General features: G+C 60.2%; 13 protein-coding genes and 1 pseudogene. 3 read left to right on the forward strand and 11 right to left on the reverse strand.

Going from position 1 to position 17,182, the window contains the following annotated elements:
* The 8 genes and pseudogenes from CK486_RS17450 to CK486_RS17485 all read right to left on the reverse strand — a co-directional run.
* A pseudogene (locus CK486_RS17450) lies at positions 1-178 on the reverse strand (energy transducer TonB); the annotation flags it as partial.
* Positions 175-1,725: a 2-isopropylmalate synthase gene (locus tag CK486_RS17455; protein ID WP_095941576.1), complete on the reverse strand. Its 1,551-nt coding sequence runs from the start codon at positions 1,723-1,725 to the stop codon at positions 175-177. The pseudogene CK486_RS17450 and the gene CK486_RS17455, both read right to left, overlap by 4 nt.
* Positions 1,726-1,894: 169 nt before the next feature.
* Positions 1,895-3,133 carry a saccharopine dehydrogenase family protein gene (locus CK486_RS17460; RefSeq protein ID WP_095941577.1) on the reverse strand — a complete coding sequence of 413 codons (1,239 nt, stop codon included), beginning with the start codon at positions 3,131-3,133 and terminating at the stop codon, positions 1,895-1,897.
* 26 nt (positions 3,134-3,159) lie between these two features.
* Positions 3,160-4,257, reverse strand: coding sequence for a carboxynorspermidine decarboxylase (locus tag CK486_RS17465; protein WP_095941578.1), 1,098 nt, complete (start codon positions 4,255-4,257; stop codon positions 3,160-3,162).
* A 179-nt stretch (positions 4,258-4,436) separates the two neighbouring features.
* The gene (locus CK486_RS17470; protein WP_095941579.1) at positions 4,437-4,961 is read right to left on the reverse strand and encodes a DUF6160 family protein; all 525 of its coding nucleotides are present in this window, start codon (positions 4,959-4,961) and stop codon (positions 4,437-4,439) included.
* 9 nt (positions 4,962-4,970) lie between these two features.
* Entirely contained in the window at positions 4,971-6,557 is a 1,587-nt protein-coding gene (locus CK486_RS17475; RefSeq protein WP_095941580.1) for a hypothetical protein, read from the reverse strand.
* Positions 6,551-7,642, reverse strand: a complete 1,092-nt coding sequence (locus CK486_RS17480; RefSeq protein WP_095941581.1) for a DUF6160 family protein — start codon at positions 7,640-7,642, stop codon at positions 6,551-6,553. The genes CK486_RS17475 and CK486_RS17480 overlap by 7 nt, the downstream gene beginning before the upstream one ends.
* Positions 7,643-7,811: 169 nt before the next feature.
* Complete coding sequence (locus tag CK486_RS17485) at positions 7,812-8,429, reverse strand: hypothetical protein (RefSeq protein ID WP_371915514.1); 618 nt, start codon at positions 8,427-8,429, stop codon at positions 7,812-7,814.
* A gap of 195 nt (positions 8,430-8,624) precedes the next feature.
* Between CK486_RS17485 and mksB the strand changes: the two genes are divergently transcribed.
* From mksB to mksF, 3 genes are read left to right on the forward strand one after another with little or no spacing between them, the layout of a single operon-like run.
* The gene (mksB, locus tag CK486_RS17490) at positions 8,625-9,899 is read left to right on the forward strand and encodes an Mks condensin complex protein MksB (protein WP_095941583.1); all 1,275 of its coding nucleotides are present in this window, start codon (positions 8,625-8,627) and stop codon (positions 9,897-9,899) included.
* Entirely contained in the window at positions 9,889-10,587 is a 699-nt protein-coding gene (mksE, locus tag CK486_RS17495; RefSeq protein WP_095941584.1) for an Mks condensin complex protein MksE, read from the forward strand. Before mksB ends, mksE begins: the two co-directional genes overlap by 11 nt.
* The gene (gene mksF / locus CK486_RS17500) at positions 10,584-13,397 is read left to right on the forward strand and encodes an Mks condensin complex protein MksF (RefSeq protein WP_095941585.1); all 2,814 of its coding nucleotides are present in this window, start codon (positions 10,584-10,586) and stop codon (positions 13,395-13,397) included. Before mksE ends, mksF begins: the two co-directional genes overlap by 4 nt.
* Positions 13,398-13,451: 54 nt before the next feature.
* On the opposite strand, the gene CK486_RS17505 is transcribed toward mksF, so the two are convergent.
* Genes CK486_RS17505 through CK486_RS17515 form a run of 3 tightly spaced genes read right to left on the reverse strand, consistent with a single transcriptional unit; the run spans position 13,452 to position 16,990 of the window.
* Positions 13,452-15,740 (reverse strand): PqiB family protein, encoded by a 2,289-nt coding sequence (locus CK486_RS17505; RefSeq protein WP_095941586.1) that lies wholly within the window; start codon positions 15,738-15,740, stop codon positions 13,452-13,454.
* Positions 15,733-16,356 (reverse strand): paraquat-inducible protein A, encoded by a 624-nt coding sequence (locus tag CK486_RS17510; RefSeq protein WP_095941587.1) that lies wholly within the window; start codon positions 16,354-16,356, stop codon positions 15,733-15,735. The genes CK486_RS17505 and CK486_RS17510 overlap by 8 nt, the downstream gene beginning before the upstream one ends.
* Positions 16,343-16,990, reverse strand: coding sequence for a paraquat-inducible protein A (locus tag CK486_RS17515; RefSeq protein ID WP_095941588.1), 648 nt, complete (start codon positions 16,988-16,990; stop codon positions 16,343-16,345). Before CK486_RS17515 ends, CK486_RS17510 begins: the two co-directional genes overlap by 14 nt.
* Positions 16,991-17,182: the final 192 nt, after the last annotated feature.

Genomic DNA, 17,182 nt, shown 5'->3' on the forward strand with positions numbered 1-17,182 from the left:
TCACCCGCGCAGTGGGCGCGGCTGCAGGCACCGGCTGTGCAACGGCAACCTCCTCGGCCGGCAGCGGCTGCAGCAGCTCGGCCCGCGACGGCGCGGCAAATGGCAGCTCGGTGCGCGGCAGCCAGCTGACCACCTGCATGGCGGTCAGGTAGGCGCGGCGGCGCAACTCGCCGATCAAACGTCAGCCACCTGCGGGTGTGCCTTCGCGGTGCCGGCCTGCATCAGGTTGAGGGCATTGATATAGGCCTTGGCCGACGCCACCAGAATATCGGTGTCGGCGCCGTTGCCGTTGACGATGCGGCCGCCCTTCTCCAGCCGCACGGTGACCTCGCCCTGAGAGTCGGTGCCCTGTGTGATGGCATTGACCGAATACAGCTGCAGGCTGGCCTCGGAGTGCGCCACCGACTCGATGGCCTTGAAAGTGGCATCCACCGGGCCGGAGCCGTTGGCATCAGCCTTGACCTCTTGCCCGGCAACGCTGAGGACCAGTTTGGCTTCCGGCACTTCGCCGGTTTTGCTGGCCACTTCCAGGGTCACCAGCTTGAAGTGCTCGGGCACTTCTTCGCCCTGGGTGTCGGAGACCAGCGCCTGCAGGTCTTCGTCGAAAATCTCGTGTTTCTTGTCGGCCAGCTCCTTGAAGCGGGCGAAGGCAGCATTCAGCTCGGCCTCCCCGGCCAGGGCGATGCCCAGCTCTTCAAGACGCGAGCGGAAAGCGTTGCGCCCACTCAACTTACCCAGCGACAACTTGTTGGTGTGCCAGCCCACCGACTGTGCCGACATGATTTCGTAGGTTTCGCGGTGCTTGAGCACGCCGTCCTGATGGATGCCGGATTCATGGGCAAAGGCGTTGGCGCCTACGATGGCCTTGTTCGGCTGCACCGGGAAACCGGTGATACCGGAAACCAGACGCGACGCGGCGAGAATGTGCTCGGTCTCGATACGGGTATGCACGCCGAGCAGGTCCTGGCGGGTCTTGATCGCCATGACGATCTCTTCCAGCGCGGCATTGCCTGCGCGCTCGCCCAGGCCGTTGATGGTGCACTCCACCTGACGCGCCCCGGCCACCACGGCAGCCAGCGAGTTGGCCACAGCCAGACCGAGGTCGTTGTGGCAGTGCACGGAGAACACCGCCTTGTCGGCATTGGGGATGCGCTCGAGCAACTGGCGGATGGTATCGGCGTACTGGTGCGGGATGGCGTAGCCGACGGTGTCCGGGATGTTGATGGTGCGAGCGCCGGCGTCGATGGCCGCCTCGATGATGCGGCAGAGGAAATCGATCTCCGAACGACCGGCATCCTCGCAGGAGAACTCCACGTCGCCGCACAGGCTGCGCGCTTTCTTCACGGCCTTGACCGCCTGCTCGACCACCTGATCCGGCTGCATGCGCAGCTTGTACTGCATGTGGATCGGGCTGGTGGCGATGAAGGTGTGGATGCGACCGGAGTTGGCCCCGCGCAGCGCTTCGGCGGCGCGCTCGATGTCGGCATCCACCGCGCGCGACAGGCTGCACACCGTGCTGTCCTTGATGCTGTCGGCAATCAGTTTGACCGCCTCGAAGTCGCCGGGGCTGGCAATGGCGAAGCCCGCCTCGATCACATCCACGCGCAGACGCTCCAGCGCCTTGGCAATGCGCAGCTTCTCGTCCTTGGTCATGGACGCGCCCGGGCTCTGCTCACCGTCACGCAGGGTGGTATCGAAAATGATGACGCGATCGTTGCTGCTCATAGGAACTCCTCACGGCTGTCGCCAAGGCCCGCACGGGAGCCTGCGTTATGGCGCAATTGTCGCGTGAAATGCGCGGGCCGGGAAGCACGAAGGCCCGGTTCCTGCGAACCGGGCCTTCGTGATTACTGCGACACGCTGATGCGGGCTGGGTGCCCGCTCAGCTGACGGCTCAGGCGTTCCAGGGGCGGTCGCCCTGCTCGTCCTTGATCCGTGTCGGCAGGCCCATCTGATCGAGCAGCTCGAGGAACGGCTCAGGTGCCAGCTGTTCGACGTTGACCATCTTGCCCGCATCCCAGTCGCCACGAGCCACCAGCAGCGCGGCAGCCACCGGCGGCACACCGGCGGTGTAGGAGATGCCCTGACTGTCGGTCTCGGCATAGGCTTCGGAGTGGTCGGCGACGTTGTAGATCAGCACCTCGCGCTCCTGACCATCCTTGCGGCCTTTGACCAGATCGGCGATGCAGGTCTTGCCGCTGTAGCCCGGCGCCAGCGAAGCCGGATCGGGCAGCACGGCCTTGACCACCTTGAGCGGCACCACTTCGACGCCCTCGGCGGTTTTCACCGGCTTTTCGGAGAGCAGACCGATGTTCTTCAGCACGGTGAAGACGTTGATGTAGTGATCACCAAAGCTCATCCAGAAACGGATGTTCGGCACATCGAGGTGCTTGGACAGCGAATGCACTTCGTCGTGGCCGGTCATGTACAGGTTCTGCAGGCCAACCACCGGCAGGTCGTCGGTACGCTTGACCTCGAACATGCTGTTGCTGGTCCACTGACGGTTCTGCCAGCTCCACACCTGACCGGTGAACTCGCGGAAGTTGATCTCCGGGTCGAAGTTGGTGGCGAAGTACTTGCCGTGGGAACCGGCATTGACGTCGAGAATGTCGATCGAGTCGATCTGATCGAAATGCTGCTTGGCCGCCAGCGCCGCCCAGGCGTTCACCACGCCCGGATCAAAGCCCACGCCGAGAATGGCGGTAACGCCCTTCTCCTGGCATTCGGCCAGGTGCTTCCACTCGTAGTTGCCGTACCACGGCGGGGTCTCGCAGATTTTCCCCGGTTCTTCGTGGATGGCGGTATCGAGATACGCCGCACCGGTATCCATGCAGGCGCGCAGCACCGACATGTTGAGGAAGGCCGAGCCGACATTGATCACGATCTGCGAGTTGGTCTCGCGGATCAGCGTCTTGGTCGCCTCGATATCCAGCGCATTCAGGGCATAGGCCTTGATCTCGGCCGGGACTTTCAGACTGCCCTTGGCCTTCACGCTGTCGATGATGGCCTGGCATTTGCCGACACTGCGCGAGGCAATGGCGATCTCGCCGAGTTCATCATTGTGTTGAGCACACTTATGGGCCACAACCTTGGCCACACCTCCGGCACCGATGATCAGAACGTTTTTCTTCAATCTAGCTCCCCCAATCGCAGGCCGTCTCAGGACAGGCTCTGCAGGTAGTCGTCAAAACCAAACTCGCGAACCACCTCGACGCTGCCGTCGAGCTGGCGCACGGCGATTGCCGGCATCTTGAGTCCGTTAAACCAGTTTTTCTTGACCATGGTGTACCCCGCCGCATCGATGAAGGACAGGCGATCGCCGATGGCCAGCGGACGATCGAATTGGTACTCGCCGAAGATGTCACCCGCCAGGCAGGACTTGCCGCACACCATGTAGGTATGTTCGCCGTCGCAGGGCGCCATCTTTGCATTCAGTCGGTAGATCAGCAGATCGAGCATGTGCGCCTCGATCGAACTGTCGACCACGGCCAGGTGCTTGCCGTTGAAGAGGGTATCGAGCACGGTCACTTCCAGCGAAGCGCTGTTGGTGATCGCCGCCTCGCCAGGCTCCAGATAGACCTGCACGCCATACTGCTCGGAGAAGGCCTTGAGACGGGCGCAGAACTGCTCCAGCGGGTAGTCCTCACCGGTGAAGTGAATGCCGCCGCCCAGGCTCACCCACTCGACCTTGTGCAGCAGATGACCGAAGCGCTCTTCGATCACCCCGAGCATCTCGTCGAACAGGGCGAAGTTGGCGTTCTCGCAGTTGTTGTGGAACATGAAGCCGGAAATCTTGTCGATCACCTGCTCGACCTTCACCGGATCCCACTCGCCCAGACGACTGAAGGGGCGCGCCGGATCGGCCAGCAGGTAGTCCGAACTGCTCACCTGCGGATTGACGCGCAGACCGCGGATCGCCCCGGCGGTGGCCGCCTCGAAGCGTTCCAGCTGGCTGATGGTGTTGAAGATGATCTTGTCGCAGTTCTCCAGCATCTCGGGGATTTCATCGTCGGCCCAGGCCACGCTGTAGGCATGGGTCTCGCCGGCGAACTTCTGCTTGCCGAGCTTGAGCTCGTAGAGCGAGCTGGAGGTGGTGCCGTCCATGTACTCCTGCATCAGGTCAAACACTGACCAGGTGGCAAAGCACTTCAAGGCCAGCAACGCCTTGGCCCCAGACAGCTCGCGCACGCGCGCGATCTTCTGCATGTTGACCAGCAGCTTCTGTTTATCGATGAGGTAGTACGGCGTCTTGATCATGAGGTGCCCCTGCAGCGTCAGCCCAGCGAGAGCCAACGGCCCCCGAAATGCGGACGCGAATTGTGCCGATATGCACAGATTACCGAAAGGGTTATTGCATTCATTTATCAAGAGAGCGGACAAGAACGAAAAAGCCCCTCAGCGGGGGCTTTTTCGTTTACACCAGCCAGCATGCGACGCTAGCGCACACCAAAGACATAAACGTTACCTTGCAGCTTGACCTGCCCATTGGTCTGATAGGTCAGCAGATCTGTCTGCTTGAAGGCGGCATCACCCGGCACTGGGTTAGCTCTGTTCGAGCCGGCCAGGGTCCAGCGGTAGTTATCAAATCGTCCATTGGTCAGGCTGATACGTACCGCCTGAGTCCCGCTCGCAGCAGACTCAGTACCAAAACCGCCGGAGCTGTCGATCCTGACCACATCCAGAAGTGCCCCATCAAAACTGAAAGCGCCTGAAAGGTTGTCAATCACCAGAAACCCAGGGCCACCATTGAAGTTGAGCGCTATCCGCGTACCACATCCGCCAGTAGCCCCGCCCACATTGCAACGGGTATTGGCCGGATTCTTATTGAAGCGCAGAGTGGCACTAAGGCTCATCCCCGCCTGACCGTTGACCTCGGCCAGATCGGCGTCATCCAGGCCACGCAACTCTGCCTGCGCACCTGATGCCAGCAACGCTGCCAACAGCAATAACCATTTGTTCATAGCCATACCTCAGCGCGGCAGACTGGTGGACTTGAAATCCAGATAATCGATGCGCATCCCCTGCACTATCTGAGCGCCGACGTTGGTGGGCGCATTGCCGACACCATTGCCAAAGCTCACATTACCGATGGCAATCGTGCTCTTGGGAACATTTTGGTAGAACGCCTGATAATTGCTCCAGGTCGGCCCTGGCAGTGACAAGTTGACCTCGCCCCGCGAATCCATCTTGAACGTCAGCGGCTGATAAGTCGCATGCCCCAGACTCAGATCCATATAGACATTCTTGACGATGGCCCGGTTGGCGTCGGAGCACTTGCCCGGCTGACAGCCATCGAGAGCAATGCGGTTGATAAAGAGCTGCAGATCGGCCTCGCCCTGCATACCCGAAGCCCCGCCCCAAAGATTGAGATAGGAGCCGTGCAGCGTCAGCCCCTCGACATAGAGGTTGAAAAAGTCGTTACGCGTGGTCGGGCTTGCAGCACGCACGCCATTGGAATCATAGGCATAACTGGGCAGGCTGAACTGAGTCTCCAGGCCTAGATCCAAGCCCTTGACCCGCTGCCCGCCGTTATTCAGAGCCACGGCAACGCCGTTGACCACAATTTTGTTCGATTCGCCGTCAGCAATACTCCCACCCGTACAGGTCGCAGCCTCTGCAGTGGGCGTGCCACACAAGCCGACAAACTTTTCAAAATCGATGACCCGCTGATTCAGGCTCACCCCATTACGCTCCACCGCCCAGGCCTGGCTGAGGTTCTGCTGGGCAGTGGAAAGGTTCGCCTGGGCCGTGTTGTAGGGATCGATCGAGTTGTTGTAGTCCTTAACGGCCTGCGGACAACCGAAAATGCTGCAGTAGTAGGTTTCCCCTTGCGCGGGCTTGTTGTAGGTAATCAAGCCACCACGGTAAGAGCTTGGCGCTGCTGCATAGGTTGAGTTGAACCTGTTAGTCGCAGACGTAGCGTTATTTCGAGCCGTGTTCAACTCCGACTGGCGCTGATTGACCAACGCCATATCTTGGTCAATGCCGGATTTCAGTGTCAGAAACTTATTGGAGTACTTGGTGACCAATGCATCACGGCTGGCCTTCAGCGCCAGAAGCTCCGCATTGATATTAGTGACGGCCGCATTGGCTGATGCACAGCCCGACTCACCGTAAACACACCCCTGATAGAACGACCACAGGCCGTACTGGCGAGTGTCATTGAGCGGATCGGTGTAGGTTGGCGTGCGCAGACGCAGAGCCTGCTTACCAGTCGGCAAAGTCGGAACTTCACCGGAAGTTGCCACATCAAGGATAAAGGGATGGGCGGGAGACCCCACATTGGCCACCACATCATTCGCCCCGCGCGAACTGCCCTCGCCTTTGATATAGCCCTTAGTGATGTTGATATTTACAGCATTTCCGGCCGAGTCCTTTAACCCACCGATCTGTGCCGTAGCACCAGCCTGGTCATAGAGAAAGTTATCGACAAAAAAACCTACCCCGGCTCCACTGATCTTGCCCAGCTCGGCCTCATCGAGTTCCTCCATGCTGAGCGCCAGATTACTGCAGCCCAACGCGGTGTACAGCGCAAGTGAAGTAATCGATTTCAACATCCGGAACCTCCAACGCAAGTATCTACACGTGGAGTGCCACGCAGCGCGTCATAGAGAGCCACCATAAAGGGGTAGATGGTATTGCCACCTGCATCTTTATAAGCCGCGAAATTGGCCGTACCACCGGCCTGCATATTCTTGAAGCCTCCATTGGCCAGATCCTGCCAAGGGATGGTTTCACGCTGCAGCGAGAAATAGATGCCCTTTGCACCACCGCCAGCCTCAAGGCTTTTCGTCGGATCGCCGACAAAGATGCTTTTGTAATTAAGCAACGAGAAGCAGGTTGGCAATCCCGCAGCCTTACAACCAGAAGCCGTTGAGAGGCTGGGCAACAAGGCTGCAATCAGGCCCGTTTCATCGGTTTGCAAGGAATTACCAGCCGGAATACCAATTTGCTCGGCACGGTTAATTGGCTGCCCGTTCTTGGTGGTATTGCCAGTCCCGGCCTCAACCAACTCTACCCCAGCATAAACAGGGATATCGCCGGCCAAGCCAAGAGCGATCTTGTCGAAGAGGGAAACGTTATCCCAACAGGAGGGCTGCGACTTGCAGTAATCCACCGCAATCGAAGCCGGCCCGTAGATCTTGCCCTGCATTACTCCGCTCAGGGAGAGAATATCGCCCGACAAATCACCACGCGCCTGACCGAAGCCGATTCGCACCCCCGCGATCTCCCGCACCCCATTGCCTTTGTTCTTGAAGGCAAACTCCAGATAAGGATCACGGATCTCGAAAGGAACTATGGTTGCATTGGCGTTATTGGCATTATCCACACGCCCCAGTGCGAAGTTATCGATTGCCACATCCGCCGGTTGATTGGAAACAGTACCGCCACCCGAGCGGGCATATTGGCCAATGCGCAACTTGTCGATATTGGTCAGGATCTTGGCGTCGCCGCCAAAATTGATGCGGGTATATTCATACCCACCATAGGTCAGCGCATCCAGATTAATCAGCGCCTGCCCGGTAACCTCCGACAGTTCGGAGTCGTCCATCGCCTGCATTTCCGCCTGCACAGTTGCGCAAGCCCCTACAACTGAAGCCAGCAGCAGGGTAGAGATAAGAGGCTTGAGCGCAAGGGGCATGATGCACATCCTGTCCGGGTGGGTAATCGCTGGGCAACCCAGTGCCAGCCATTACACCGTACAAGCCCGCAACACAGCGCAACACCAACCGATTGAACAGTCGCGAAAGCAGCGAGGGCGACAAGCCATCGCCAGTGTTACCCCTCAACACAGCGGCGTCACCCCAGGATCAGAGCGAGCGAAACAACCCGATCAGGTGATCCGCAACAGCGCCCTTGACCGACTCGACAGCCAGCGCCGAGAGATGCCCCAGCTTGGCCGTATTGATCCGGTGCAGGTGCAGCGACGGCATGCGCGACTCGTACTCGCGCAGGTCGCCCTTGATCAGTACCGGCAGGAAACAATCGCCCTGCCGCTGGTAACGCTGCACCAAGAGGCGAAGCCCCTGATGGAACGGCAGCTCCTGTGACGGCGACAGTCGGTGAGCACCGGGGACCTTGAGGATCAGCCCGGCATGGCCAACCGCCTCGCCTGGCATGATGTAGATACCGGTTGGTTCGACGGCCTGCGCAGGGATGTCGTGGAAGGTGTCGTGCCAGGCCTGCTCATTCGGCAGGATGGTAATGCTGCCCTGAGACTCTTCCGGCACCACGAAGCTGTAGTTGCTGTAGAGCTTCTCGACAAACCCGGAATAAATGCACAGGCGATTCTCGAAACGCTGCAGGAAGGCGATCGCCTCACTGCGGTCGGTAATCGCATCGAGATCCCAGTCGAGATCGCTCTTCCCCTGCAGGTCTTGCCAGCAACTGTCGAGTTGGCGTGCTTCGGCGCTCATGGCTCGTCTCATCCGTATGTTACAGATGGATTTGCAGATTCCGGGCCAGCCCCGAAGCCATGAACTTCAGTGCACAACTGAAGACTCAAGCAGCGAACCCCGACCTAAACTGCCATTTTTTGTCAGCCACGCCAGCAGTCCGAGAGCAATGCCGCGCCAGGCTTTTCCTGCAGTACAATCGGGCCTTTTGTGATGGATCGCCCGCCCATGATCGACCCCAAGCGCGTCCTGCGCGCCCTTGCCGAACACTGGACGTTGCTCGAGCCGCTCTGCGAGCGCTTCGATGCCGGCACTCTGGGTCTGGCCGAGTTGCGCGGCCAGTTGGCCAGCCAGTTACCCGATGGCACCCCGACCGATATCACGGCGCTGCTCGACCAGTGGATACGCCTGGACATTCTGGTGCCCGTAGCCAAGAGCCCGAACCGCTTCGAGCTGAACGCGCAGATTCACGATTTTCTCGCCTACCTGCGCCGCGAGCATCGTCTGGGCCTGTGCCTGGAAATCGAGGCCTACCTGCGCCATCTGGAGCGCCTGGCCGGCTATATCCGCGAGGCCTTCGACGCCCGTGACGGCCACGATCTGGCGCGCCAGCTGCGCCTGCTCGACATGCGCGTCCGCGACGTGCTCAAGAAGCTGGCCAACGACGAACAGGCGCTGATCGGCGTGGCCGAGCGGGCCAAGACCAGCGACCGGCAGATCCCCTTGCGCCAGCGCTATGCCGAGGTACTGGCAACCTGGGACGAATACGTCGAGCCGATGATTCAGCTGGTGGCCGCCGACGGCGCTTTCGAGCAAGGCGTTTACCGGGTCGAGCAGGTGCTGCTGCGCCTGCTCGGTGAGCAACAGCGCCTCGGCCAACTGGTCGATGACGACCTCCTGCTGCGCACCCACGCGCGGATTCTGGAGATGCAGACCACCGCCCAGCTGACCCTGCGCCGCGCACGCGAACTACTGCTGCCGCTGCGCGAAGAAGCGCGCCGGCACAACGCCGTCACCCGTGGCGCCGCACTGGCCCTCGCGGCGATCCGCAAGAAGGGACTGGATGCCGTGCCACAGGCGGCGCTGCCACTGTTCACCCGGCCGCAGAGCAACTTCCTCGGCACAGCCAGTCAGGTGGAAAGCTACGTCTATGCCCTGGCCCGCTTCGAGCCCAAGCCGGCTCAGTTCCCCCGCGCCAGCAAGGCTCGCTCAGGCGAAGCACCTCGCCCGCCACGCACCGCCCGAGAAATGATCGAGCGCTGCGAACAGGCCCTGCCGCTGCCGGATCTGATGCTCTGGCTGCTGGAGCAGGAACCCAAAGGCGCCACCGATGAATTGCTCTACTGGTTCTCCCGCCTTTCGCGGGACAACCGCTTCCAGCGCGATCGCCTTGAGCGCCGCGACTACCAGACCGCCGAACATGAACTGAGCCTGTGTTCCTATGCCCTGCTATCAAGCAAGGCACAGCAGGCCGACAGCACGAGCGCCAGCCATGCATCTTGATCTCTCCCAACTGACCCAGCTGACGCCGATCTTCCGCGAGCTGTTCAAGGGCTATCACATCAGCCAGCGCGACGCCGAGCTGTACAGCCAACTGTCCAACCTGCAGGACGCCTATCGCGCCCTGTTCCGCGCCATGGGCTTCGAACTGGTATGCGACAGCCGCGGTTTCTATTACTTCGTCCCCGAACAGATGGGCGCTCAGGTCAACAAGACTGCCCAGCGTCTGGCGCTGTTCACCTTTATTCTGGTCGAACATCTTGCCGATCAGGGACGCGACCCGCTGGCCGTGCTGGATGGCGGCACCCTCGGTCGCGATGAGCTGCCGGCTCTGCTGGACAAGTACCGCGACCTGTTCGTGCAGGCCGAGGTACAAACTCAGGAGGACCTGGAAGAAAAGGTCATGCGTCGCCTGACCCAGCTCGGTTTTGCCCAGGAGGACAACGGTATCTACCGTTTCCTGCCGCCGATGCACCGTTTCCTCGATGTCTGCCTGGCCGTACAGCAGGACCGCGACCTGGCTGCCGTCCTGCACAGCGACCTGCCGCTCCCGGCGCCCACGCTCAGCGAAGAGCCTGAAGAAGAGCCCATAATCAGCCTCACCGATGACAGCACCGATGACGAAGAAGCGGCTCTAGCCCGAGCCATTGCCGAAGAAAGAATTGCCGAAGAGCAGGAGGCGCAAGCATGAGCGATAACCGTTATGGCATCCGCCGCTTTGCCCTGCTCAACACCGCCGGCTACAGCCTAGGCATCTTCCCGCTGGAAAACCCGCTGTCGGTGTATGGCGCCAACAACCTTGGCAAGTCGGCCTCGATCAACGCGCTGCAGTTCCCGATCCTCGCGCGCATGTCGGACATGAGCTTCGGCAAGTACAGCCTGGAGCAGTCACGCAAGTTCTACTTCGCCAGTGACACCAGCTACATCCTGGTCGAGGTTAACCTGCCCCACGGCAGCCATGTGATTGGCGTAGCCGGTCGTGGACCGGGCGGCGGTTTCGGCCACCAGTTCTTCGTCTATCAGGGTGAACTGGATCTGGCTCACTACCAGAAGAACGGCACCTGCCTGCGCCAGCGCGAGCTGTTCGCCAATCTGGAGCGCGAGGGCATCAAGGCCTACGAGGCCAAACCCGAGGAGCTCCGGCGCCTGCTGGTTGGCGGTCATACCTCCATCCCGCTGGACCTCACGCTGATTCCTCTGCGCTCGACCAGCGAGCAGAGCCTGAAGACCTTCCGCGCCCTGTTCATCAACCTGCTGCATATGCGCGAAATTACGGCAGCGAAGTTGAAGCAGCTGTTCCTCGATGCCTTCGAGCACAGCCTGCGCTCGGGCAGCGTCGACTATATCGCCGCCACCGAAGAAGCCTTCCGCGACGTGCGCCGCATGGAACAGGACTACCAGGCGCTGGTTACCGCCGGCCCGCTGGTCGAGGCACTGGCCAGCGGCGTCAACCAGCGCGAACTGCTGCGCGGCAAGCTGCATCGCCTGTCACCGCTGCTAGACAACCTGCTCGGCGCCTGGCACGACTACGCCGACGCCCGCAAAGGCGAGCTGCTGGATCAGCATGAGCACTACCGCGCCGAGCAGGATGGACTGCAGCACGAGCAGCGCGACGGCACTCAGGAACTGATGCGCCTGGAGCGCGAGATCAGCGAGATCCAGCGCTGGCTCGGCGAGCTTTCCGTGCTGAAAAACCGCTTTGCCCTGGTCACAGACGCCAAAGTACTGGAAGAGCAACTGCTGGCCGCCAAGGACGCCCACGACGAACTGGCCGGTGCCCTGGCGCAATCGCGCCAGTTCTCTGCCGAGGACCTCGACGAGCGCCTGCGCGATCTGGAGAAGCGCCTGAAGTCGGTCAAGCAACAGCTTGATCATGCCGACAACAACAGCTACTCACGCCTGCGCGAGGAGTTCAGTCAGGCCGATGTCGATCGACTGATGCGCCTGTTCAACGGCCAGCTGTTCAGCCTGCCGCTTGGCGAGAAAGGCATCCAGGCCGAGGGCGATGAGTGGGTCAAAGCCGTGGAAGCGGTGCTGGATCGTTTCAAAGGCGACACCTTCACCGTGCAGGGCCTGTCCATCGACCTCTCGCACATCGAACCGCCGGCACTGCAGGCTCTGGCCGACCGCGCCGCCCTGCGCGACCAGAAAGACCGTCTGGAGCGCGAACTCAAGCAGCTCAAGACCCAGCAGGCGGTAGCCGCTGACCGCGCCGCGAGCAAGGCCCAGGCCGAGCAGCTCTATCAGGCGGTTCTGGACGCCCAGAAAGCCCTGGAAGATTTTCGTCGCAGCCAGACCCTCAGCGCCGAAGAGCCCGAGAAACTCGAACAGCTCGCGCAACTGGAAGCTGCACAGGATGAGCTCAAGCGCGCCAGCGATGCGTTCACCGAGCGCGTGCAGCAGCTCTCCGCCAAGCTGCAACTGGTCGGCCGCCAACTGGCCGATCTGGAAGCCAAGGAGCGCACGCTGGAGGACGCCCTGCGCCGTCGCCAACTGCTGCCAACCAACCTGCCCTTCGGCACGCCATTCATGGAGCCTGTGGACGACAGCCTGGACAACCTGCTGCCACTGCTCAACGACTACCAGGACAGCTGGCAGGCGCTGCAGCGTATCGACGGCCAGATCGACGCGCTCTACGCACAGGTCCGCCTCAAGGGCGTGGCCAAGTTCGACAGTGAAGAGGACCCCGAGCGTCGTCTGCACCTGCTGATCAACGCCTATGCCCATCGTCAGGATGAAGCCCTGACCCTGGCCAAGGCCCGCCGTGCGGCGGTGACCGACATCGCCCGTACGTTGCGCAATATCCGCAGCGACTACGACAACCTTGAACACCAGCTGGCGCTGTTCAACCGCGAAATCAACCGGCGGCAGGTCTCCAACCTGGAAAGCTTCCGCATCGTGCTGGCGCCGAACAAGGATGCCCTGCGCCATATCGACCAGATCATCCACAGTGCCGGGCAGTATGAGGAAGGCGAAACCCTCTCGGTGTTCGATCTGACCCAGTCCAGCGACCAGGATGCGCGCAACGAGGAAGCCAAGGAGTATCTGGCTCGCCTGGTTGCCGCCAATGGCAATCAGCTTGGCCTCAAGGACCTGTTCGAGCTCGCCTTCGAGATCACCAAGGTTGGCGGGCAACCGATCATCCACACCGACATCGATGGCGCTGCCTCCAACGGCACGACCATGACCATCAAGGCGCTGACCAACATGTACCTGTTGCTGCACCTGATGGACCGCGAGCAGGCCGGCAAGGTTCGCCTGCCCTACTACCTGGATGAGGCAGCGGACATCGACGAACGCAACCAGCAAGCGCTGATCGAGACCAGCCTGCAGCTGGGCTTCGTACCCATCCTCGCCTCGGTAAAACCGCAGGTCTCGGCCCACGTAGCCATCGACCTGGAAGGCGGCAGCGGGCCGAATGGCATCTACATCGATGAAGCCGACTGGAAGTTCATCAAACGCCGCGAGAACCGTCCCAGCACAGCCTCTGAGCCGGCCTGACCAGAAAAAACGACAAGGGCCGCATCAGCGGCCCTTGTCCATTACGCACTACGCTTATTTGCCGAGATTGATCTTCGGCGCCCACTTGAGCCAGTCGTCCTGCGGGTCGTCAAACAGCACGAAGGTCTGCCCCGCATAAGCCGGCCCACCCATCTGCGGATTGTCTGGCGTGGCAAAGGCAATACCGCCCTCGAGCATCGACTCCAGTGAATCCGTGCGTACCTTGACGCCCTTGAACAGACCGGCATCCACGCCAATGCCACTGGTATTCCAGAAGCGCGTGCCGCTGCGCACCAGCGGCGCATAGCGCGGCTCGATCAGCAGTTCGATGAGCACGCGATCCGAGTTAGGCCCCAGCTTGAAACTGGTAACCTTGCCCACCGGTATCTCACGATAACTGACTGCAACACCGGGCTTCAGCGAGCCTCGCTTCGGCGCACTGAGTACCACTCGCAACCCCTTATCGCCGCTGTCCGTATTGAGCGGCGCCGACTCACGAGCAATAAAGCTGGTCTTCGGCTTGCCTGGGCGAGCTGCCGGGGCAACCTCCAGGTACTTGCCACTCACCAGCGTATCAAGGTTGGCCGTACGGGCCAGTCCCAGCTCCGGCTTGACCACCCAGAACTCGGTACCAGCGACGGCAATGCGCTGCTCCGCCTGCACGATACGAACCTTGAGGACCACACCCGACAGGTCGGGCAGCAACTCGATGCCCTCGATCTCTCCCACCTCAAGCCCTTTGAAACGCACCGGCGTCCCGACATTCAGGCCATCGGCAGACGGAACACGGATATCCAGCAGGACACCTCGGGCCGAGGCCTTATCCTCGCTGTCGTACAGCACGAACGCGCTCTTGCGCCGCGGTTTGTTCAAATCCGGCGTGTCAAAGGAGATACCGCCCATGATCAGGCTCTCCAGCGACTCGCTCTTGACTTCAACACCACTCAGCCCGCCCTTCAGAGTTACGCCACTGGCATTCCAGAAACGCGTCGAATCATTGACCAGGCTGCTGAACTCAGGCGGGATATGCACGGTAAAGGTAACGCTACGCTTGTCGCTGCTCAGCTGCGTGCTCTGTACAGTACCCACGCGCATCTGCCGGTACAGAACAGGACTGCCCGCCTGCAGTGATCCCACGCGCTCGCTGGTCAGTGTCAGGTGCAGGCCGGGAGCGTTCTCCTTAAGCGGCGGCGCTTTCTCGCGCACCACAAACTCACGCGTCGGCGCGCCCTCCTTGGAGAAGCGCACCTCGATATAGTTGCCCTTAACCAGAGCCTCCAGCCCGGTGATACCGGCCAGCGAGATGCTGGGCTTCACCGTCCAGAACTCGGTACCTTCGACCAACAGCTCCTCGGTACGCGGATCCATGGTCAGCTCGGCAGTGGCCTGACTGAAGTCCTTGCCCATGTCCATGGCCTTCAGGGTGCCGACCTGTACGCCGTTGTAGATCACAGGCGTCTTGCCGGGTTCCAGGGCATCGACGCTCTTCAGGCGCAGCAGCACCTTCAACCCCGATTGCGCAGCATCGAAATCCTCGTAGAGCCGAAACGGAATACTGGCATCCGTAGGCGGGCTGTCACGGCGGTGCTCCGGCGTGGCAAACGCAATACCACCAGCCGCAATGCTGACCAGCGATTCTGTACGCACCTTGAAGCCCGACAGACCGCCACTGATGGTGACCCCGCTGGCATTCCAGAAGCGTGTGTGCTTGCGCACCAGGTGAGCATATTCAGGCTCGATAAACACCTTGATATCGACACCACGCTGATCTTCAGCCAGCTGGTAGCTTTTGATCTGGCCTACCTGAATCTGCTGGTAGTAGACGGGAGCGCCCGCCTCAAGTGAACCTAGTCGATCCGCCTTGAGGGTCAGATGCAAACCGGCAATAGCATCGGAGATAGCCGGTGGCTCCTTCAGTGCGACAAAGTTACGTTCTGGCTCCCCCAGAGCGGGATCAATTGCGATGTAGTTACCTGACATAAGAGTTTCAAGACCGGTCACCCCCGCCATGCTGACACGTGGTTTGACCAACCAGAACCGGCTGTTCTTGCTTAGATAGGCCGCAGCCTCTTTGCGAACTTCGATGCTGGCATCGACAGCAGAAACATCCTTCGTTACATGCAGATCGATGACTTTACCAACCGAAATTCCCTTGTAGATCAACTCGGTCTTGTTGACCTGAATACCCTCGCCGCTATCAAAACGAACCTTGATAACTACACCAGCTGAGTCATAGGCACGCCAGCCTAGCCAGCCGCCAATCAGCAGAGCAATGATGGGCAACACCCAAATGGCGGACCAACTGCTGGTCTTCTTAACATCAGGCACGGGCAAGTCAGCCATGTTCATCTTCCGTTTTCGTGTTGTCCCAAATAAGCCGGGGATCAAAGGTATGGGCAGCCAGCATGGTCAATATCACCACGCTGCAGAATGCGGCAGCCGCGGGGCCGGCCTCAATCGTGGTGAGGTTACCAAAGCTGACCAGTGCCACCAGAATGGCAATGACAAAGATATCCAGCATCGACCAGCGGCCGATCCACTCGATAAAGCGATACATCAGAATGCGTTGTTTGGCCGACAACGGCTGATGGCTTTGAACCGAATACAGGAGCATGCCAATACCTAGCAGTTTGAAGGTCGGCACAACGATACTGGCAAAAAACACCACGAAAGCGATCGGCAGCATATCGGCATGAATCAACTCGACAACCCCGCCCATGATGGTCGAGGGCGCAGGATTGCCAAACAGGTTGATCGTCATGATATCCAGCACGTTGGCCGGGATATAAAGAATGGTCGCGGTTAGCAGCAACGCCCAAGTGCGCCTCAGACTATCCGGATGACGCGCATGCAACGCTGCGCCACAGCGCCGGCAACGCTGCTCGTCGGCATCTGGAACCAGCCGATTGAGCTGGTGGCAATCTCCGCACACCAGAATGCCGGCATCAATCGCGCGCATCGGCATCCCCATCCAGAGCATCCCAAACCTGATGCGGAGACATTGTCGCCTCCAGCCAAACCTGTGCCAGCAGTAGGCCGACAAAGCAAGCCAGACCGATACCGATATGTAAGTCAGCCAGACCTACGAGCTTTACGATTGAAACCAGGATGCCCATTAGATAGACCTCCAACATTCCCCACTCACGTAGGTGTTGATACGTGCGATAGAGAGCCCTGGCCCGAGGCAAGCCTCGGCGAGTACGAATGCTGATCAACACAAACAACTGACAAAGCAATTTGCACAGTGGAATCACCATGCTGGAAAGCAGCACCACCAAGGCAACGTGCCACATGCCGGTCTCGTACAACGCCTGAACACCTGACCAAACGGTATCCTGGGTTGTTTGGCCCAGCAGCGCCAAATGCATGATCGGCAGAAAGTTGGCAGGAATGAACAGCAACAACGCCGTCAAAACCAGAGCAAGGCTTCGACGCTCCATTGCCGATCGATGAACGATCAGCGAGAAACCACAGCGTGGGCAGGAAGCTTTCTGCCCATGACCTACATGCGGCTTGAGCATCAGCAGATCGCACTCATGGCAAGCGATCAACTGATCAAGTTCAACATCTTTTATGTCAGGCGCTGCGTTCATCAGGCTATCCCCTACCGGCGCTGCATATAACCACAACAGCAGCGGTTCAGCCAATCAGCTCAGTACAAGCCAGACCTTCTGGATTATTTCCCGCGCGCAAAGACAAACCCCCGACCAGCGTAAGCGTGTCGGGGGTTTGGGATAGGAGCTTGACGATGACCTACTCTCACATGGGGAGACCCCACACTACCA

The organism is Pseudomonas sp. HAR-UPW-AIA-41 (assembly GCF_002304225.1).
GTDB lineage: Bacteria > Pseudomonadota > Gammaproteobacteria > Pseudomonadales > Pseudomonadaceae > Aquipseudomonas.